The 17,184-nt window shown below is 51.0% G+C and carries 14 protein-coding genes and 1 riboswitch; of the genes, 4 read left to right on the forward strand and 10 right to left on the reverse strand.

The annotated features are described in order from the left end of the window. Positions 1-6: 6 nt before the first annotated feature. Positions 7-1,002 carry an amidase domain-containing protein gene (locus tag ACWXW9_RS22525; protein WP_494931258.1) on the reverse strand — a complete coding sequence of 332 codons (996 nt, stop codon included), beginning with the start codon at positions 1,000-1,002 and terminating at the stop codon, positions 7-9. A gap of 455 nt (positions 1,003-1,457) precedes the next feature. Between ACWXW9_RS22525 and acnA the strand changes: the two genes are divergently transcribed. Continuing rightward, positions 1,458-4,169 carry an aconitate hydratase AcnA gene (gene acnA / locus ACWXW9_RS22530; RefSeq protein ID WP_494931259.1) on the forward strand — a complete coding sequence of 904 codons (2,712 nt, stop codon included), beginning with the start codon at positions 1,458-1,460 and terminating at the stop codon, positions 4,167-4,169. Positions 4,170-4,436: 267 nt separating this feature from the next. Here the strand turns inward: acnA and ACWXW9_RS22535 are convergent, their stop codons facing one another. Next, positions 4,437-5,273: a YitT family protein gene (locus ACWXW9_RS22535; protein ID WP_044646111.1), complete on the reverse strand. Its 837-nt coding sequence runs from the start codon at positions 5,271-5,273 to the stop codon at positions 4,437-4,439. Positions 5,274-5,878: 605 nt separating this feature from the next. Here ACWXW9_RS22535 and ACWXW9_RS22540 point away from each other — a divergent pair. After that, positions 5,879-6,031: a hypothetical protein gene (locus ACWXW9_RS22540; RefSeq protein ID WP_010348453.1), complete on the forward strand. Its 153-nt coding sequence runs from the start codon at positions 5,879-5,881 to the stop codon at positions 6,029-6,031. A gap of 105 nt (positions 6,032-6,136) precedes the next feature. Here ACWXW9_RS22540 and thiC read toward each other — a convergent pair whose 3' ends face one another. After that, complete coding sequence (gene thiC, locus ACWXW9_RS22545; RefSeq protein WP_494931260.1) at positions 6,137-7,924, reverse strand: phosphomethylpyrimidine synthase ThiC; 1,788 nt, start codon at positions 7,922-7,924, stop codon at positions 6,137-6,139. Positions 7,925-8,106: 182 nt separating this feature from the next. After that, a riboswitch (TPP riboswitch) is annotated at positions 8,107-8,219 on the reverse strand. 107 nt (positions 8,220-8,326) lie between these two features. Beyond that, the gene (locus tag ACWXW9_RS22550) at positions 8,327-9,070 is read right to left on the reverse strand and encodes an IclR family transcriptional regulator (protein WP_494931261.1); all 744 of its coding nucleotides are present in this window, start codon (positions 9,068-9,070) and stop codon (positions 8,327-8,329) included. Positions 9,071-9,369: 299 nt separating this feature from the next. Between ACWXW9_RS22550 and ACWXW9_RS22555 the strand changes: the two genes are divergently transcribed. Together ACWXW9_RS22555 and ACWXW9_RS22560 are read left to right on the forward strand one after the other, a co-directional pair. Next, complete coding sequence (locus tag ACWXW9_RS22555) at positions 9,370-10,407, forward strand: alpha/beta hydrolase (protein ID WP_494931262.1); 1,038 nt, start codon at positions 9,370-9,372, stop codon at positions 10,405-10,407. 254 nt (positions 10,408-10,661) lie between these two features. After that, positions 10,662-12,059 (forward strand): Fe-Mn family superoxide dismutase, encoded by a 1,398-nt coding sequence (locus tag ACWXW9_RS22560; protein ID WP_494931309.1) that lies wholly within the window; start codon positions 10,662-10,664, stop codon positions 12,057-12,059. A gap of 35 nt (positions 12,060-12,094) precedes the next feature. Here the strand turns inward: ACWXW9_RS22560 and ACWXW9_RS22565 are convergent, their stop codons facing one another. The 6 genes from ACWXW9_RS22565 to lepB form a co-directional block, all read right to left on the reverse strand. Continuing rightward, positions 12,095-12,940, reverse strand: coding sequence for a lipoate--protein ligase family protein (locus ACWXW9_RS22565; protein WP_494931263.1), 846 nt, complete (start codon positions 12,938-12,940; stop codon positions 12,095-12,097). A 203-nt stretch (positions 12,941-13,143) separates the two neighbouring features. Continuing rightward, positions 13,144-13,737, reverse strand: a complete 594-nt coding sequence (folE, locus tag ACWXW9_RS22570) for a GTP cyclohydrolase I FolE (RefSeq protein WP_014279779.1) — start codon at positions 13,735-13,737, stop codon at positions 13,144-13,146. Positions 13,738-13,788: 51 nt separating this feature from the next. Beyond that, positions 13,789-14,043, reverse strand: coding sequence for a YneF family protein (locus ACWXW9_RS22575; RefSeq protein WP_025681920.1), 255 nt, complete (start codon positions 14,041-14,043; stop codon positions 13,789-13,791). A 107-nt stretch (positions 14,044-14,150) separates the two neighbouring features. Then, entirely contained in the window at positions 14,151-15,863 is a 1,713-nt protein-coding gene (gene queG / locus ACWXW9_RS22580; RefSeq protein ID WP_494931264.1) for a tRNA epoxyqueuosine(34) reductase QueG, read from the reverse strand. An 89-nt stretch (positions 15,864-15,952) separates the two neighbouring features. Next, a complete protein-coding gene (rnhA, locus tag ACWXW9_RS22585; RefSeq protein WP_025681918.1) occupies positions 15,953-16,390 on the reverse strand; it encodes a ribonuclease HI in 438 nt (145 codons plus the stop codon). Positions 16,391-16,489: 99 nt separating this feature from the next. Continuing rightward, positions 16,490-17,074, reverse strand: coding sequence for a signal peptidase I (lepB, locus tag ACWXW9_RS22590; protein ID WP_494931265.1), 585 nt, complete (start codon positions 17,072-17,074; stop codon positions 16,490-16,492). Positions 17,075-17,184: the final 110 nt, after the last annotated feature.

Here is a 17,184-nt window from a genome sequence, read left to right on the forward strand (position 1 = left end):
TTTCATTTAAAAATAGTCGGCGATATGATAAAAGCGATACACCGTGTTGTCCGTCCACGCATACGAATTTTTGTAGTCCCAATAACGATGTCTGGAGCTTACTGTATGCGCATTGACAAGCGGCATCCCGCCCGCATCAAAGGCCGTTACCACCGTGCTGTGCTGAAAGATGCCGTCACCATCCCAATCATAAAAAATGACGTCCCCCAGCATTAGCTGCTCCGGACGACTCACCTGCTCGGCGGTCAACCCCCACGAGCTGGAGCCCAAATACCGCTCCAGACTGTTGGAAACCGCCCAACTGTAGCTCCACAGCTCACGTCCAGCGACCCGTCCTTTGTACCACCAGCCCGATTCTCTTTTACCAGTATAGTGGATCGGTGCGCCCCCTGCAAAGAGGCATTGCGAGATATAATTGGTACAATCCACATCAAAACCTTCAAACTCCGGGTTGAAGCTATCCCACCACTGATCCGCATAGGCTGCCGCCTCTTCCCGGCGATATCGGCTGGGGCGTGCTGATGAGCCAAAACCCAGTACACCGCGATTTAGCAGCGGTAGATTCCCTCCCTGATTAAACGACGCCTGTTCAAAAGGAACCTCTCCCCCCGCTGGCTTTCGTTCTGCCGGATCACGCTCGATTCTTGCCACCTGCCAGGCTTCACCCTCGCGCGTGAACGTCAGACGTTCCCGTTCAATACGATCCTCCCGGTGGGTCATTCCGCCTTTTTCATAAAAGAGCCGGACATGCAGTTGTACATCCACCACAGCCTCATCCGACGTATCCTGAACAATTCGCAGCGGCTTGGCGCGTGTTTCGCTACGTAATGGAACGGCGTTCCGCTCGTTATACCACTGTTCCAATCTGGCCGTACGGGCCGCACGCTCCATCCGCTGACCTACCTCCAGATATTCATCCGGCTGTGGAGCACTGTTCACCTCACTCCGGTTATATTGGTTCACATAAGCAAAAAGGGCCTGCTTCCATTCCCGCTCCCCCATCCCTGTCCCTCCATTTCCGTCCCGCCATCCCTGTTTGGGAATAGCCGGGATACTAAATAACTTTCTTACTTCCCTCTATAGCCTGATATGGCTCTCTATCTATAAGTATGAATCTCTAAAGCTTGGTATGAACACGGAAACACGAGAAAGAAGAACGTTTTATTTTCCAGGCATCGGTGTACAAATTAGGCCAAAAAAACTTTACGTAATCGATTGAAAACGGTATACTTAATTCAGAAACAATATTTTGAAATCAGGTTTCATCTAATGAAACTAATTAAAATCATCTTCTCCTCATTATGAAAATAACGGTTATCCATAGGTTAATCGGTTATTCTTCAAATCAGCCATGCTGCTTTCATGAGAGCGTAACCAAATTAAACCAACTGTGCAAGACGTCGAAAAAACGACATCCCTATTTTTCCCCAAGCATCCACTTCAAGGAGGTAATACTTATGTCAGGAAAAGATCAATTCTCCATTGCCCGCAGTCTCGAAGTTAACGGCAAGCCTTACCGTTATTACAGTCTCAAGGCACTGGAGGAACAAGGAAAAGGCGGTATCGCCAAGTTGCCTTTCTCCATTAAAGTGTTGCTGGAAGCCGCTGTGCGCCAATTCGATGGACGCGCAATTACTGAGGAGCATGTACAACAGCTTACAGGCTGGGCTGAGGATCGTGACACCAACAAGGAAATTCCGTTCATCCCTGCACGCATCGTACTTCAGGATTTCACCGGTGTTCCGGTGGTTGTCGATTTGGCAGCCATGCGCGATACTGTGAAAAAAGCGGGCGGCGACCCGAAACAAATCAACCCGCTCGTACCCGTCGATCTCGTTATCGACCACTCGGTTATGGTCGATGCTTTCGGTACCAGCGAAGCGCTGGACTATAATATTAATGTAGAATTTGAGCGTAACGAGGAACGGTACCGTTTTCTGCGCTGGGCACAAACGGCGTTCAACAACTTCCGTGCAGTGCCACCGTCCACCGGTATCGTCCATCAGGTCAATCTGGAGTATCTCGCATCCGTGGCCGCCACCAAAACCATTGACGGCGAAACCGTCGTCTTCCCGGATTCCCTCGTCGGAACGGATTCCCATACGACGATGATTAACGGTCTGGGTGTTGTAGGCTGGGGCGTCGGCGGGATTGAAGCAGAGGCGGGTATGCTGGGGCAACCGCTGTATTTTGTCACTCCCGATGTTATCGGCTTCAAGCTGACAGGCAGTCTGACGGAGGGCTCTACCGCCACCGATCTGGCACTCACTGTAACCCAAATGCTGCGTAAAAAAGGCGTAGTCGGCAAATTCGTGGAATTTTACGGACCCGGCCTGGCTAACATCAGCTTGGCTGACCGTGCAACGGTTGCCAATATGGCACCGGAATACGGCGCAACGGTTGGCTTCTTCCCGGTCGATGCGGAAACGCTGGCCTACCTGCGCAGCACCGGACGTTCTGATGAGCAAGTGAGTCTTGTAGAGGAATATTACAAAGCGCAAGGCATGTTCCGCACATCCGACACGCCGGACCCTGTGTTCAGTGATACGATTGAGCTGGATCTGGCTTCGGTTGTACCAAGTCTCGCGGGTCCCAAACGTCCGCAAGACCGTGTTGAGCTTAGCCGCATGAAGGAAACCTTTGAAGGCATTATCCGTACCCCTGTGGACAACGGCGGCTACGGACTGAGTGATGAAAAGATCGCGCAGAAGATTCCGCTGACCCACCCGGACGGCTCCACCAGCGAGCTGGGTACTGGCGCAGTCGTGATTGCGGCTATCACAAGCTGCACAAACACTTCCAACCCTAGCGTTATGCTGGGCGCAGGCTTGCTCGCCAAAAAGGCAGTACAACGCGGGCTCAAAAAGCCGGGCTATGTGAAAACCAGCTTGACGCCGGGCTCCCTTGTCGTGACGGAATACCTGCAAAAAGCAGGACTAATCGGTCCGCTGGAAGCACTCGGCTTCCACGTGGCCGGCTACGGCTGCGCGACCTGCATCGGTAACTCCGGTCCGCTTCCTGACGAAGTTAGTCAGGCTATCACAGACAATGATCTGACGGTTGGTGCGGTCATTTCCGGTAACCGGAACTTTGAGGGCCGCGTGCATGCGCAAGTCAAAGCCAACTATCTCGGCTCACCGCCACTGGTTGTTGCTTATGCGCTGGCAGGTACGGTGAACATTGATTTGGTGAATGATCCGCTCGGTTACGATCAGGACAATCAGCCGGTCTATCTGAAAGACATCTGGCCAACTTCCGAGGAAATTAAAGAAGCGATCAGCCTGTCTCTCAGCCCGGATATGTTCCGTCGTAAATATGAGAATGTATTTACTGCCAACGAAAAGTGGAACTCCATTCCGGTTCCTGAAGGCGAACTGTATGAATGGGATGAAAAATCAACTTATATTCAAAATCCACCATTCTTTGAAAAACTTCAGGATGGCGTGCAGGATATCAAGGAAATCCGTAATGCCCGTGTGCTTGCCCTGTTGAATGATTCGGTCACAACGGACCATATCTCACCAGCAGGCAACATCGCCCCTTCCAGCCCGGCAGGATTGTACTTGAAGGAGCATGGCGTGGAACGCAAGGACTTCAACTCCTACGGCTCCCGTCGTGGTAACCATGAGGTCATGATGCGCGGTACATTCGCCAACATTCGTATCCGCAACAACGTAGCTCCCGGCACCGAGGGCGGCGTGACCAAATACTTGCCGACAGATGAGGAAATGTCCATCTACGATGCATCTATGAAATATCAGGCAGCCGATCAAAACCTGATCGTTATTGCCGGCAAGGAATACGGCACAGGCAGCTCCCGTGACTGGGCAGCGAAGGGTACGCTTCTGCTGGGTGTCAAAGCCGTCATTGCAGAAAGCTTCGAGCGGATTCATCGCAGTAACCTGGTCGGCATGGGCGTGCTTCCACTGCAATTCCAGGAAGGCTACGGCTGGTCCAGCCTGGGTCTGAACGGTCGTGAAACGTTTGACATTCTTGGCATCGACAATGACGTGAAGCCGGGTCAAGAGCTTACCGTTGTAGCCAAACGCGAGGATGGCACAAAGTTCGAGTTCCCGGTAACTGCCCGTCTGGACAGCACCGTCGATATTGACTACTACCATAACGGTGGCATTCTGCAAACCGTATTGCGTCAGATGATCGAAAGCTAAGTTTTTGAACTTCATATGTGAAGAACCCCTGATTTGCAGATAAAGCTGCAATCGGGGGTATTTTTTTATTTATATAAACCGAACTTAAGAGTTACCTAAAGCGCCACTGCGCAGACGGATGTTGCTTCGCTTGTACAGCACCATTCCGCCTACTCCGTTTTGATGTTCATTTTTCAAGTTCAGCTTATCTATATAAAACAAAAAAAGCCGCTCCCTCAGGACCGACTTCCAACCATTTTTACATATAACCTTACCTTCGCACGCCAGTTACTTCGAAATATCCAAAAACCCTTCCCCGAACACGTCCCGCACGTCATGAATGGTGATAAACGCTGCTGTGTCGATAGCCTTCACAATCTTTTTAAGCGCCGACACTTCTTGTTTACTAATAACGATATACAGAACTTCTTTCGGATTTTTCGTGTAGTACCCGTGGCCTGACAGGACTGTAACCCCCCGATCCATTTGGGTAATGACCATCTCGGCAATTTTGTTTTGATGCTCCGAAATAATCATGACCGCTTTTTTCGGATTCAGACCCTCGATCATAAAATCCATAACCTTCGTACCGACATACAAAATAACGATAGTCAGCATGAGCTTTTCCGGGCCAATAATAAAATAGGACGAAAACGCAACAATCAGATCAAAAAACAGCAAGCCATAGCTGATGTTCCAATCCAGATATTTGTTGGCGATCCGGGCCAAAATGACCGTTCCCGCCGTTGTTCCGCCTACCCGCACGATCAAACCAATCCCGATACCCACCAATACCCCGGCAAATACGGCATTAATCGTCGGCTCATGCGAATCAATCCGCCAGTTGGCCGTTAAATGTAAAAACAACGAGTTAAAAGCAACCGCAATCACGGTGTACAGGGTCGTTCTCTTGTCCAAAAATTTATACCCGACAATCAGCAGCAAGCCATTGATCACCAGATTGACGATCGAGGGGGACCACTGAAACAGGTAGTACAAAATAATCGTGACCCCTGTAACGCCCCCCTCGCCAAACTCATTCGGGATAACAAACAGATTAACAGCCAGCGCGAAAAAAAACGCACCCAGAATAATAAATGCGATGTCTGCAATTCTTTTTTTCATATATGTCCTGGTCCTTTCTCAAACATTTCAACGGATGAATCGCCAGATGGATTGGCTGATTCTATAGCTAAAACACGCTTACAACCAGTTCATGGTATCCACTCCCAAACATAAAGTCAATACAACTTTGACACTTTAATTCGCCACCAGACTGACTTCATATTGACTTCAGGATTTTGCAAAATTCGATTCCAGTCGCTCCCTAGTGCAATATATAGACGAACTGGAACATTTCGATCTATATATTGTTCATTGAAAGTCGCTTATTGGATTTTTGCAAAATGTCACTTATATAAGGGTATTCGACAAAAAAACACGGTCCCGACTACTAAACTATGAAAACGGGCCTCTGGCCCTTGTTCTGGACCTAGGCACATTTTCCCTCAGAATGACCATACACCTAATCCTCATTTTGGACACATATGACCATCTTCCTGTTTTATGTCAAAAGCGTTTTAATTTGAAAAAATGCGTTTATAATGATTGAAACATTACCAAGCAGTCTACCCGGTATTACGACATCAAGTACATACGAATAGTCCTATACAGACGTCCTAAGCAACTTAATCTGAATTTGACAAAATGGAATTGGAGGAACAACCCACATGAATACAATGAATTTAACTGTACACACCTTGATGCCTTTCCATCACCAATACCAACGTGCCAACGCAGTGAGTATGCAGAAGAAAGAAGACAGCTCGGAGAAGAAGCTCAGCTTTCAGGACATTTTGAATGAGAAAATGGGTAAAAAATAAAGTATCCGTTTATCCGGTTGCATGATCTCGCTTTACATAAGCTAAAAAGCCGTGGCTTTCTACATCATCTGTAGAGAACCACGGCTTTTGTTATTTATGCGTTTTTTACTGTCCGGCATCCCGATACTGCTCTGCCTTCTCACGCATCCCGGCAGCTACCGCTTCTTCGGTGTTCAGCCCCTTATCCGCCGCATAGGCGCGAATGTCCTGCGTGATACGCATACTGCAAAACTTGGGACCGCACATCGAGCAAAAGTGTGCTTCCTTGGCTCCCTCTGCTGGCAGCGTCTCATCATGGTAGGACAAGGCCCGCTCAGGGTCGAGCGAAAGATTGAACTGGTCGCGCCAGCGGAATTCAAAGCGTGCCTTGGACAAAGCATCGTCCCGCTGCTGCGCCCGTGGATGGCCTTTTGCCAGATCGGCAGCATGTGCCGCAATTTTGTACGTAATAACACCTTCACGAACGTCATCCTTGTTCGGCAGACCCAAATGCTCCTTCGGCGTAACATAGCACAGCATGGACGTCCCGAACCAACCAATCATCGCTGCCCCGATAGCCGAGGTAATATGATCATAGCCAGGTGCAATATCCGTCGTGAGCGGTCCCAGTGTATAAAAGGGAGCTTCCTTGCAAATCTCCATTTGCAGGTCCACATTCTCCTTGATTTTGTGCATCGGGACATGTCCCGGCCCTTCAATCATAACCTGAACATCATGCTTCCAGGCAATTTGCGTTAACTCGCCCAACGTATCCAGCTCAGCAAACTGTGCTTCATCATTCGCATCATAGATACTGCCTGGACGTAGACCGTCTCCGAGGGAAAAGGCCACATCGTAGGCTTTCATAATTTCGCATATTTCTTCAAAATGTGTGTACAAAAAGTTCTCCCGATGGTGCGCAAGACACCAAGCCGCCATGATCGACCCTCCACGGGACACAATTCCCGTCATTCTGCTTGCCGTCATCGGAATATACCTAAGCAGCACGCCCGCATGAATGGTAAAATAGTCCACGCCCTGCTCCGCCTGCTCAATCAGCGTGTCACGATACAGCTCCCATGTTAGCGCCTCGGCTTCGCCGTTCACCTTTTCAAGTGCCTGATATAGCGGTACAGTCCCAATCGGCACAGGAGAGTTACGGATGATCCATTCACGCGTCGTATGGATGTTACGGCCTGTGGACAGGTCCATGACCGTATCCGAGCCCCAGCGTACAGCCCAGGTCATTTTCTCCACTTCCTCCTCGATGGAGGACGTAACCGCAGAATTACCAATGTTCGCATTAATCTTCACGTGAAAATGACGACCAATCACCATCGGCTCACTTTCCGGGTGATTGATATTTGAAGGCAAAATAGCTCGTCCTGCCGCCAACTCCTGCCGCACAAACTCAGGCTCCACCCCTTCGCGGATGGCCGCAAATTCCATTTCGGGCGTAATGATCCCTTGCCGCGCATAATGCATTTGCGTTACACTATGCCCTTGCCGCGCACGGAGCGGAAGGTTGGTGACGCCGGGAAATTCAGCCGTCTCCCGTTTGGAGCCGGGCTTCAACCCGTTATCCTCCGGCTTGACGGCGCGCCCCTCGTAAACCTCCACATCCCCCCGTTCCAGTGCCCAGGCTCGCCGTAATGGAGGCAAGCCCTTACGGATATCAACCTGATAGGCTTCATCGGTCATGGGACCGCTCGTATCGTACACACGCAACGGCTCATGATGCTCCGTGCCCTGCGGCGTATGTGTGGGATGCAGGGCGATTTCACGCTCCGGTACGGCAATGTCCGGCCGCGAGCCTTGAATATATACCTTGCGGCTCCCCGGAAAGGGCTTCACTCCTCCTGTCTGTTCATCCACTGCGTTCCCTGCTGTTCCTTCTGTTTCTGTCGGTTTCATTGTCCATTCCTCCCGTTTCGATGAAATGACACACCGATCCGGAACCATCCCCAGGCTGGCTATCTATGCAAAAAAGCCGGTTCCCCAGGGAACCGGCTAATCTAACGAAACAGCTATGCAGACGGCTACGCACGCGGAATCATACTCCGATGCATTGCCATAGACAGCGGCTACGTATACATTTCAATGGCCGATTACTTCCCTACGCTGGTATGATCCAGATCAGGTGCAAAGGGTCCGGAATCTAGTGCGATTCCATCTCAGCCCAGCATTACAGGCTCCCCCAGTAACTGTGATAATTCTATTCGCATGAGGCGGCTATAGTTGACAACCCGCCATCCCCATCAGATTACTTCAAATTTACGGCTTTGGCAACCCTTCTCTGGTCCCTTTTCCCAAGGATTATGGAAGCATAAGCCCCATTTCCTTTGCCGCCTCGATCAAAATCGGTGCAAAATCATGCAGCGTCTCGGGTGCTAGTCGGCTGACCGGGCCGGATACAGACAAGGCCGCAGCGACCTGTCCCTTCCGATTCACGATAGGCGCAGCCACAGCAGCAGCGCCCGGCTCCCGCTCCTCATAGCTGGTCGCATAGCCCTTTTCACGAATATCCTGCAATTGAGCCTTATAGACCTCCGGGTCTACCAAGGGCGGCCATTCATCCCCGCTTAGCAGGGCTTCCAACTCCTGCGGCGGCATAAAGGCCGCCAGCACCTTGCTGGAGGCTCCTACAGCCAGCGGCATGCTTGCACCTACTGGCGCAACGCGGCGGATCGCCTGATTGCTCTGCACGGCCTGAATGCGGATACGCATGCTGCCATCGCGCAGGTATAGGCTGACCGTTTCGCCCAGACGGTCACGCAATCCTTCCATCGCTGGCTGTAATAGGATCGCCGGCTCGTCGCTTTGTGACAGATGGGTGGATAGCTCCCATATCCGAATGCCGAGCCGGTATTTTTCCGTTGCAGGATTCCGAACGACAAAACCCCGATCCTCCAGCGTGGTCAGCAGCCGATAAACGGTACTTTTATGTAAACCAATTTTGGAAGCAATCTCTGTTAGACCCAGATCGGAATCTCCGGTAAAACACATCAGTATATCAAGCGCACGCTCCACGGCGCGAACCGTTAATTTACGGTCTTCCATTGTGAACCGCTCCTCTTTGTTCCATATTCGTTTCACACCATGAAACATGGTTACATAAATTATATAGAATAGTCGCGGCTACTGTAAACCAATGTTTTTGTGACAGCCATATTACAGAACGAGAACAAACATCGACAAATCTTTGCATCATTTTTACTTTTCCGGTTCAGCCGTTGACTTTGGATAACACGCATCATACGATAATAGGTATCTATACGGACATAAACTATCATTTTCAAGTGGAATTGTACCTAGAATTCTATGAAACGAAGTTCATTTTTATATAAGGAGGCTCTTACATGATTTCGACATCCCAGCGCAGCTCTCAGCTACAGCATGCTGTCCAGGAGCCGTCCACCCCACTGATCAACCCCCGGCTGCTGCGGATCAAGCATGTTGTCATTGCCTTGCTGCTGTCGGTCGTATTTTTTCTGTTGTTTTGCTTTATTACCCTGCACGCCTATATCGCATGGGTACTGACGAATCCAACCGTCGCGCCACTGTACTCGAACCCGATGCAGGCCAAAGGCATGCCCTACGAGGAAGTCAGCTTCCCCGCCAAGGACGGTAGCCGGATGGTGCAGGGCTGGTATATCCCCGCAGATCAATCGAAGAAAACGATTATTTTCAGCCACGGTTATGGGGCCAACCGCGAAGAAAGCTGGATTCCGATGTATGATCTGGCGCATTATGCCCACCGTTTGAATTTTAACGTTGTCATGTTCGATTACGGATTCGCATCACAAAATAGCAAAGCCGTCGCAACCGGAGGCAAAGCGGAATCCCAGCAGCTTCTCGGGGCCATCCAGCTTGCGAAGCAACGCGGCTCCTCGGAGATTATCGTATGGGGCTTCTCGATGGGAGCAGGAACCGCCCTTCAGGCGGGCTTGCAAACCAAGGATGTGGACGCCATGATTTTGGACAGCACCTTCCTGCTGGAGCCGGATACGCTGTACCATAACATTCATAATCAAATTGATCTGCCGCGCCATCCATCTCTGGAAATTCTGGAGCTGCTGTTTCCAGTCTTGAACGGTACCAGCCTGCATCAGATTCCATATCAAGAGGTCAAAGCAGAAAACTATCCGTTCCCGATCATGTTCGTGCATGGGACGCAGGATGAAAAAGCTCCTTACCCAATTGCGGAAAAGCTCGCTGCCAATCAAACCAACCCCCTTTCCAGTGTGTGGATTGTCAAAAACGGGCTGCATGAGCTTATTTTCAGAGAGCATCCACGTGAGTATTTGCGGCGGGTATCGACGTTTTTAAGCGGTGTACAAGAGTTGGAGGACAAGAAAACTATCGCTAATGCCAGTAAACAAACGACTACGCAGTAATGGTTCTATTTTAGTAGCCATACTCCTTTCAACCTGGAGAAGCCCGTCTGTGGACACTTAACCCGTGCCGCAACGCGGCTTCTTTTTTGCATCCAGCTATGTATTCATTGCCCCACATTACATATCGCGCCGGAGCCGGGGAGTTTGTAGACATATTCCCGATGAGACGGCGAATATACTGGGTACGTATGCATCCGGGTCAGGTTCTTGGGACCAGCCCGGATAGCCATAGTGGGATACGGGAGGTAAAAATGATGCTGAGTACTTACGGGTCTTTCCTGCCCTTGCGTGTGCTGGAGGAAATCCGGCATTGGAAGCAGCAGGAAAGCTGGCATGTGGAAGTGATTAAGTCCGCTACAGAGGGCCTGGAGCCTGCTTACGTACGGCTGCTGGATGACTGGAGGACAGTATTCGAACAGACGGAACGCACCGCTATAGAGCTACTAGAAGAGCAGCGAAGCGCCCTCGATCCGGCAGATCAGGCGTGGCATCGTCAATGGGAGCAAACGTCGGCTGCTGCACAAGCACAAGCCAGGCAATCGCAGTCGAGAGATTTGGGGTCAGGATCAGCGCCAGAAGAGTTACAATCAGCTAAGGCAACGGCAGGAATGACATCAGATTCACAGCCTGTCTCACAAGAGCTGAATCGTCGTCTGGACAAATTGCTGCAAACCGCAAACCGCCAGTCACAGGAGTATGTACGGCAGCTCAGTCTGCTGACCGAGCACAGCCATGCGTTACGGCAGCAGCCGAAATCCACCGGAGTTGTGCTGCACGCAGCACATGAGAGTCAGTATTTCCTGATCTCCACCAATCCCTTTCAGGAGCCCGGCTCCATTGCGCGGGCCAGTGCATTGTATCATGTGGCGGCAGAAGGTGAGAATTACCCTGAGGATGCGCTACGAGAGCGTCAGACAGGACAGACAGGCGGTTCGAGGTGGGAAGGCCCGTGGGCGAATAAAGACAAAGGCGTTCAGTCCAGCCAGACAGAACCTTCGGCTACGGAAAAAAATTCCCCCGGCCGACCTGTTCCCATCGGGGGACATCGTTTACCTCCGCTTCCTTATCCCTATAATGCGCTTGAACCGTACATTGATGAAAAAACGATGCGTATCCACCATGACAAGCATCATCTAAGCTATGTAAATGATTTGAACAAAGCGGAGAAAAAGCTGGAGGAAGCCCGGAGAACGGGTGATTTTGACCTTGTGAAGCATTGGGAACGCGAACTGGCGTTTAATGGCGCGGGCCATTATCTGCACACCCTTTTCTGGACGATTATGAGTCCTCAGGGCGGCGGAACACCAAGCGGGCCACTAGCAGAACAGATTAAAAAGGATTTTGGCAGCTTCGATGCATTCAAGAAGCAATTCAGCTCAGCAGCCGAGAAGGTCGAGGGTGGCGGCTGGGCCATCCTGACGTGGAGTCCACGTGCAGGGCGGCTTGAAATTTTGCAGGCCGAAAAGCACCAGAACCTGACTCAATGGGAGTCCATTCCGTTGCTGGCGATTGATGTGTGGGAGCATGCCTATTACTTAAAGCATCAGAACGAGCGCAACAAATACATCGAGGACTGGTGGCATGTCGTCAACTGGCCTGAGGTCGAAAAACGCTACACCCAAGCCTCGAAGCTGAGATGGCAGCCGTTCTAAACCAAGACTCATCTGTACCAAGAATATGCTTTCCACTACACCTGTGAATCGTATCGCTCTCTGAGCGCTGCCATTTGCTCCGTCAGTCCCTGCGGCTGCACCAGTGAGCCATCGGCAGGCAAAATCGCCGCCCGACTTTCGACTACACGGCGCAGCGATGCCGTATACGCCTCAACAGACGGCACCCCGGCCAGCTCCCTCAGGCTGCCCATCGTTTCCGGATTCACCTGCGGATAATCCGGCTTCGGCACGCCCGTCGGCGCAGCTCCGGCTGCCTCCGCATAGAACCGCTGCACCGCCTGTGCGCGCTCCACGCCACTGCCCTCAATCATCACAAAAGCCGTGATGATATAGGCCTTGGCCTGCCGCCGCTGCGCAATGCCGCAAAACTTGCGGCCTCGGACGCTGACATCGTAATCGCCGGGACAGAAGGACCCGGCGATTTCCCCGGTCTGCGCCTCGGCGGACCACGGGGCCAGCGCATCGGCAATCAGCCCCGCCATAAGCCGAAAATCTTCATGCAGGCTGATTGCCCGCTGCGGATTCGGCAGGATCAGGGACAGGTTCAATACCCCCCTGTCCAGCATGACGGCCGCTCCGCCCGAGGGACGCACGCATACCGAGGTTCCCGCATTCCGCACACGCTCCATCGCCTGCGGCGCGTACGGAAGCCTGCGGTCCCGGTGGCCGATCACCAACGCAGCCGGGTGCCGCCATAGATGCAAAACAGGCGCAGCTCCTTGCCCTACTTGCCGACAGGCCAGTTCCTCCCACGCCAGTGGAGACAAAACATTCGTCTGTGTAGTTGCGAGTGGCACTTCAAACCATTGCAGATCAGGCAAAACCGTTGTTTTGGCTGCTGACATATGTACATTCTCCATACGTTATCCCCTATCTTAAAAATAACTGTTATCCATAGGCTAATCGTAATTTTCAAGGCAGCTATGCTGCTATTTTTTCATTTCATCCTTCTTCACAGCAGCTATCCCGTCGTATCTATATCTAATGTTAGCAAAAAAGGGTGGCTACGCCTATGCGTAAACCACCCTTTTTTATTCATCCCATCATCGTCACGCCTGTTCGGTTAATCCTTGAGCAGCGAGAGGAACTCTGCACGCTGCGCAGCATCATCACGAAACGTTCCGCGTACCGCAGAAGTTACCGTTTTGCTGCCAGGCTTTTTGACGCCCCTTGAACACATGCACAAGTGCTCGCCTTCCACGACCACCATAACCCCGTGAGCGGAGACCGCTTCATTCAAAATATCTGCGATCTGTGCCGTAATGCGCTCCTGCACCTGCAATCTGCGCGTTACAGCCTCAACCAAACGGGCAAGCTTGCTTAGCCCTACAATTTTGCCGCTGGGTACATAACCGATATGCACTTTTCCGAAGAAAGGAGCCATATGGTGCTCACACTGGCTGTAATAAACGATGTCCTTCACGATCACAAGCTCCTCGTGATTTTCGTCGAAGGTTACACCCAGCGCATCCCGGGGATCAACCTCATAACCTGCGAATATCTCCTCATACATGCGCGCTACGCGTGCCGGTGTTTCCAGCAAGCCTTCACGCTTGGGGTCCTCACCGATCAATTGTAGAATTTGTTCCACATGGTACTCGATTTTATCCCGGTTATCCGCAGCTTTGCGGTTAATATAATCTTTTACGCCAGCCACAGTAATCCTCCTCTGTGCAACCTCATGCGGCATCCGTGCTTATGTTGCTCATTATTTCCGACGGCCCTGATTTTTACGCGGACCTGGCTGATTTTTGGAGAACTGCTGGTTCTTCATCATCTGCTGAGCCTTCTGCATTTGCTTCCCATTCAGGTTGTAACCCATCTGTTTGGCCATTTTTTGCAGCGTATCAGGATCGTTTTGCATCTTTTCAAGCTGTTTGCGAAGATAATAAGCACCGATGAAAAATCCCCCGACCAAACCAACAATCAGGGTAATGATCGGAATGACAATATTCCACACCACGAAGTCGTCACCTCTGTATATTTATATGAAACCTCTTGAATTATACACGAACCTATCATAGCAAAACATGGGGCAGCTAGCAAATCACAATTTGCAAACGTATGTCCTCATTGCTTCTCCAAATCCAGCAGCTTCATCTTGGTTGGCAGGCCCCCGGCATACCCAACCAAGCTCCCGTTTGCACCTGATACCCGGTGACATGGAATCAGAATGGGTAACGGATTTTTGTTGTTCGCTCCGCCGACCGCACGTACCGCCTTGGCCCGGCCAATCGACTCCGCGATATCCTTGTAAGACACGCTTTGCCCATACGGAATATTTTGTAGCGCACGCCATACCTGCTCCTGAAAAGGAGTACCCCTCAAATCATAGGGCACAGTGAAATCCCGTCGGTCTCCGGCAAAATATTCACGCAGTTGATCCGCAGCCTCGCGCAGCTTTTCCGGCTCCTGCACATAAACATATTCCCCGATCCATGTACGGGCCCATTGCTGAAGCAGTGCCTCCTTCGCATAAAAAACGCCAAAATCAATCCGGCATAGCCCCCGGTCCGTCGCACACAGCGTCAAAATGCCAATCGGTGTCTCCATTTCATCATAATAAATCGTAGTCGGTCCTTCTGAAACCTTTTGCTGTTCAGCCTGTTCTCGTTCCTCAAGTTTGGAATGCGCCTGCGCGACCATTTCGCGTACTTGCTCATGTTGTTCCTTCTCAGATGCTTGCTCGATCGCTGTCATTGCGTGTTTTCCTCCAATTCGGCTCAAAGCCCATGCTGCCGTACCCCGAAGCTCAGGACGCGGATCATCCAACAGAACCTCCGTCAGCTTGGGCACGGCGCTAATATCCTTGAAATTGCCGAGCGCAATAACCGCATTGCGCTGAATCGGCTTCTTTCCTCGCCAGGCTGCCGCACTTTGACCAAATCTCTCTTTGAATTCACGATTGCTCAAATCCAGTAACGGCAGCAGCAATGGCTTCACAATCTCGGGATCGGGTGTAAGCTCAGGATGATGATCCCAGTTGAGGCCCCGATTTTTGGGGCATACGATTTGGCAGGTATCACATCCGTACAACCGATTCCCGATTTTTAGCATAAATTCCTCATCCAGAAAACCTTTCGTTTGCGTCAAAAAAGACACACACCGCTGGGCATTAAGCTGCCCCGGTCCGACAAGCGCCCCCGTAGGGCACGCATCCAGGCATTTCGTACACTCCCCGCAACCGTCCGTCACTGGCTCATCCGGCTGAAAAGGGATATTCGTCAGCAGCTCACCAAGATAAATCCATGATCCCAGTGTTGGTGAAATCATCATCGTGTTTTTGCCGCTAAAGCCAATACCCGCCCGTTCCGCTACGGCCCGGTCCGACAGTTCTCCGGTATCCACCATGTTTTTCATAATCGCGTCGGGAACCCGTTCACCTATAAAAGCCTCCAGCTTTTCCATCGCCTCGCGCAGCACCAAGTGGTAGTCCTTACCCCAAGCGGAACGCGCCAAAATGCCACGGTACTTGCCTTTGTCCGACTTCGGCGGGTCCTTCATTTTGGAAGGATAAGCCACCGCAATGGCAATCAGGGATGCAGGCTGCGAACCGTACAATTCCGGGTAGATCCGTTTATCAATGTCCGGCTCCTCAAAACCGGATTCATAGCCTTTGGCGCGATGCTCTTCCAATATTGCTTTCAGAGACAGAAAGGGATCGGCGGATGCGAACCCGATGGAGTCGATGCCCAGCCCCGGAGCCGCTTCGATAATCTCCTGCTTGAGCGAGGCCCAAGTCAAAGCGGTTCCAGCAGCCGTTGGTGTCTGTCCGCGTTGCATCCGATACTCACCTCTCTTTCATATCACTTATATGAGGATTTCTGTAAAATCCCCATATCTCAAATTTCAACAGAATATAGCAGCAGATGCTACCGTAAATTTTTAACAGCGCTGGTCGCCAAGAAATCACAATGATTGTTCAGCTCGTTGTCACTGTGACCTTTGACCTTCACATACTCAACCTCATGCTTGCTCATCAGTTCCCACAGTTCTTCCCATAACTCCTTGTTTTCAACTGGCTGATTTTTACTGTTACGCCAGCCGTTACGAAGCCAATTCTTAATCCAGCCCTGTTTGAAGCAGTTTACAACATAGGCGGAGTCACTGTGTACCTTTACATGGCAAGGCTCCTTGAGCAGCTTGAGCGCTTCGATCACGGCCTTGATCTCCATGCGATTGTTTGTCGTCATTTTTTCGGCCCCGGACAACTCCTTGCGATGCTCTCCATATAGTAAAACGACGCCCCAGCCCCCAGGACCGGGATTTCCCGAACAAGCGCCGTCGGTATATACCATCACTTCTTTCATATTTCTCTTCCCTTCCTGATCGGTCACCGCCTGCCCCGTCATGGTCCTGACGATTTGCACACGTTCCCCATTAATTTCAGCATACAGACTATGGCTGCTCTACAGCCACTTCCACTCGGATAACGGCCAAAATACAAGCTCCGCCCGCCCCAGCAAATCTTGAGATTTAATGCTGCCAAAATATCGGCTATCCTTGCTGCCCGCGGCGTGTCGGTTATCGCCCATGACAAAAAAGTGCCCCGGCTCCACTGTAAAAGGACCGTAATCACCGTCCTCAATCTCAGAGTCGGTGTAAGGCTCGTTTTGCAGCTTACCGTTCACATATAGATGATTATGCTCAACCCGGATTACATCCCCCGGAGTGCCTATGACTCTTTTCACTAAAAATCTCGGACTGGACGGATTGGAGTCAGGATCTTGTAATATCACGATATCACCCCTGCCCGGATCATGAAAATTGTAAACCAGCTTGTTAACGAACAAATGCTGGCTTTCCATCAGCGTCGGCTGCATTGAATGTCCCCTGACCGTAGACAAATTAAACACGAACAGGTTCAGCAGCAGCAAGACGGTCATCGCGATCAGAAGAGTCACCAACCAATCGCGTATGTAACTCCAACGACCTGCATGTTTGGACGTTTCCGGCGAAGGAAGCGGGCCTGACGAAGGAGCCAGTGTGTCCATAATAAACCTCCTCAACCCTGTTATAAATAGAAAAGCATATCCCGTACCCGATTGCAACGGTTACTCAGATATGCTCTAAATGGAAATATTAGCTTTGAAAATATTCGATT

The organism is Paenibacillus sp. LT-B23, from assembly GCF_059417685.1.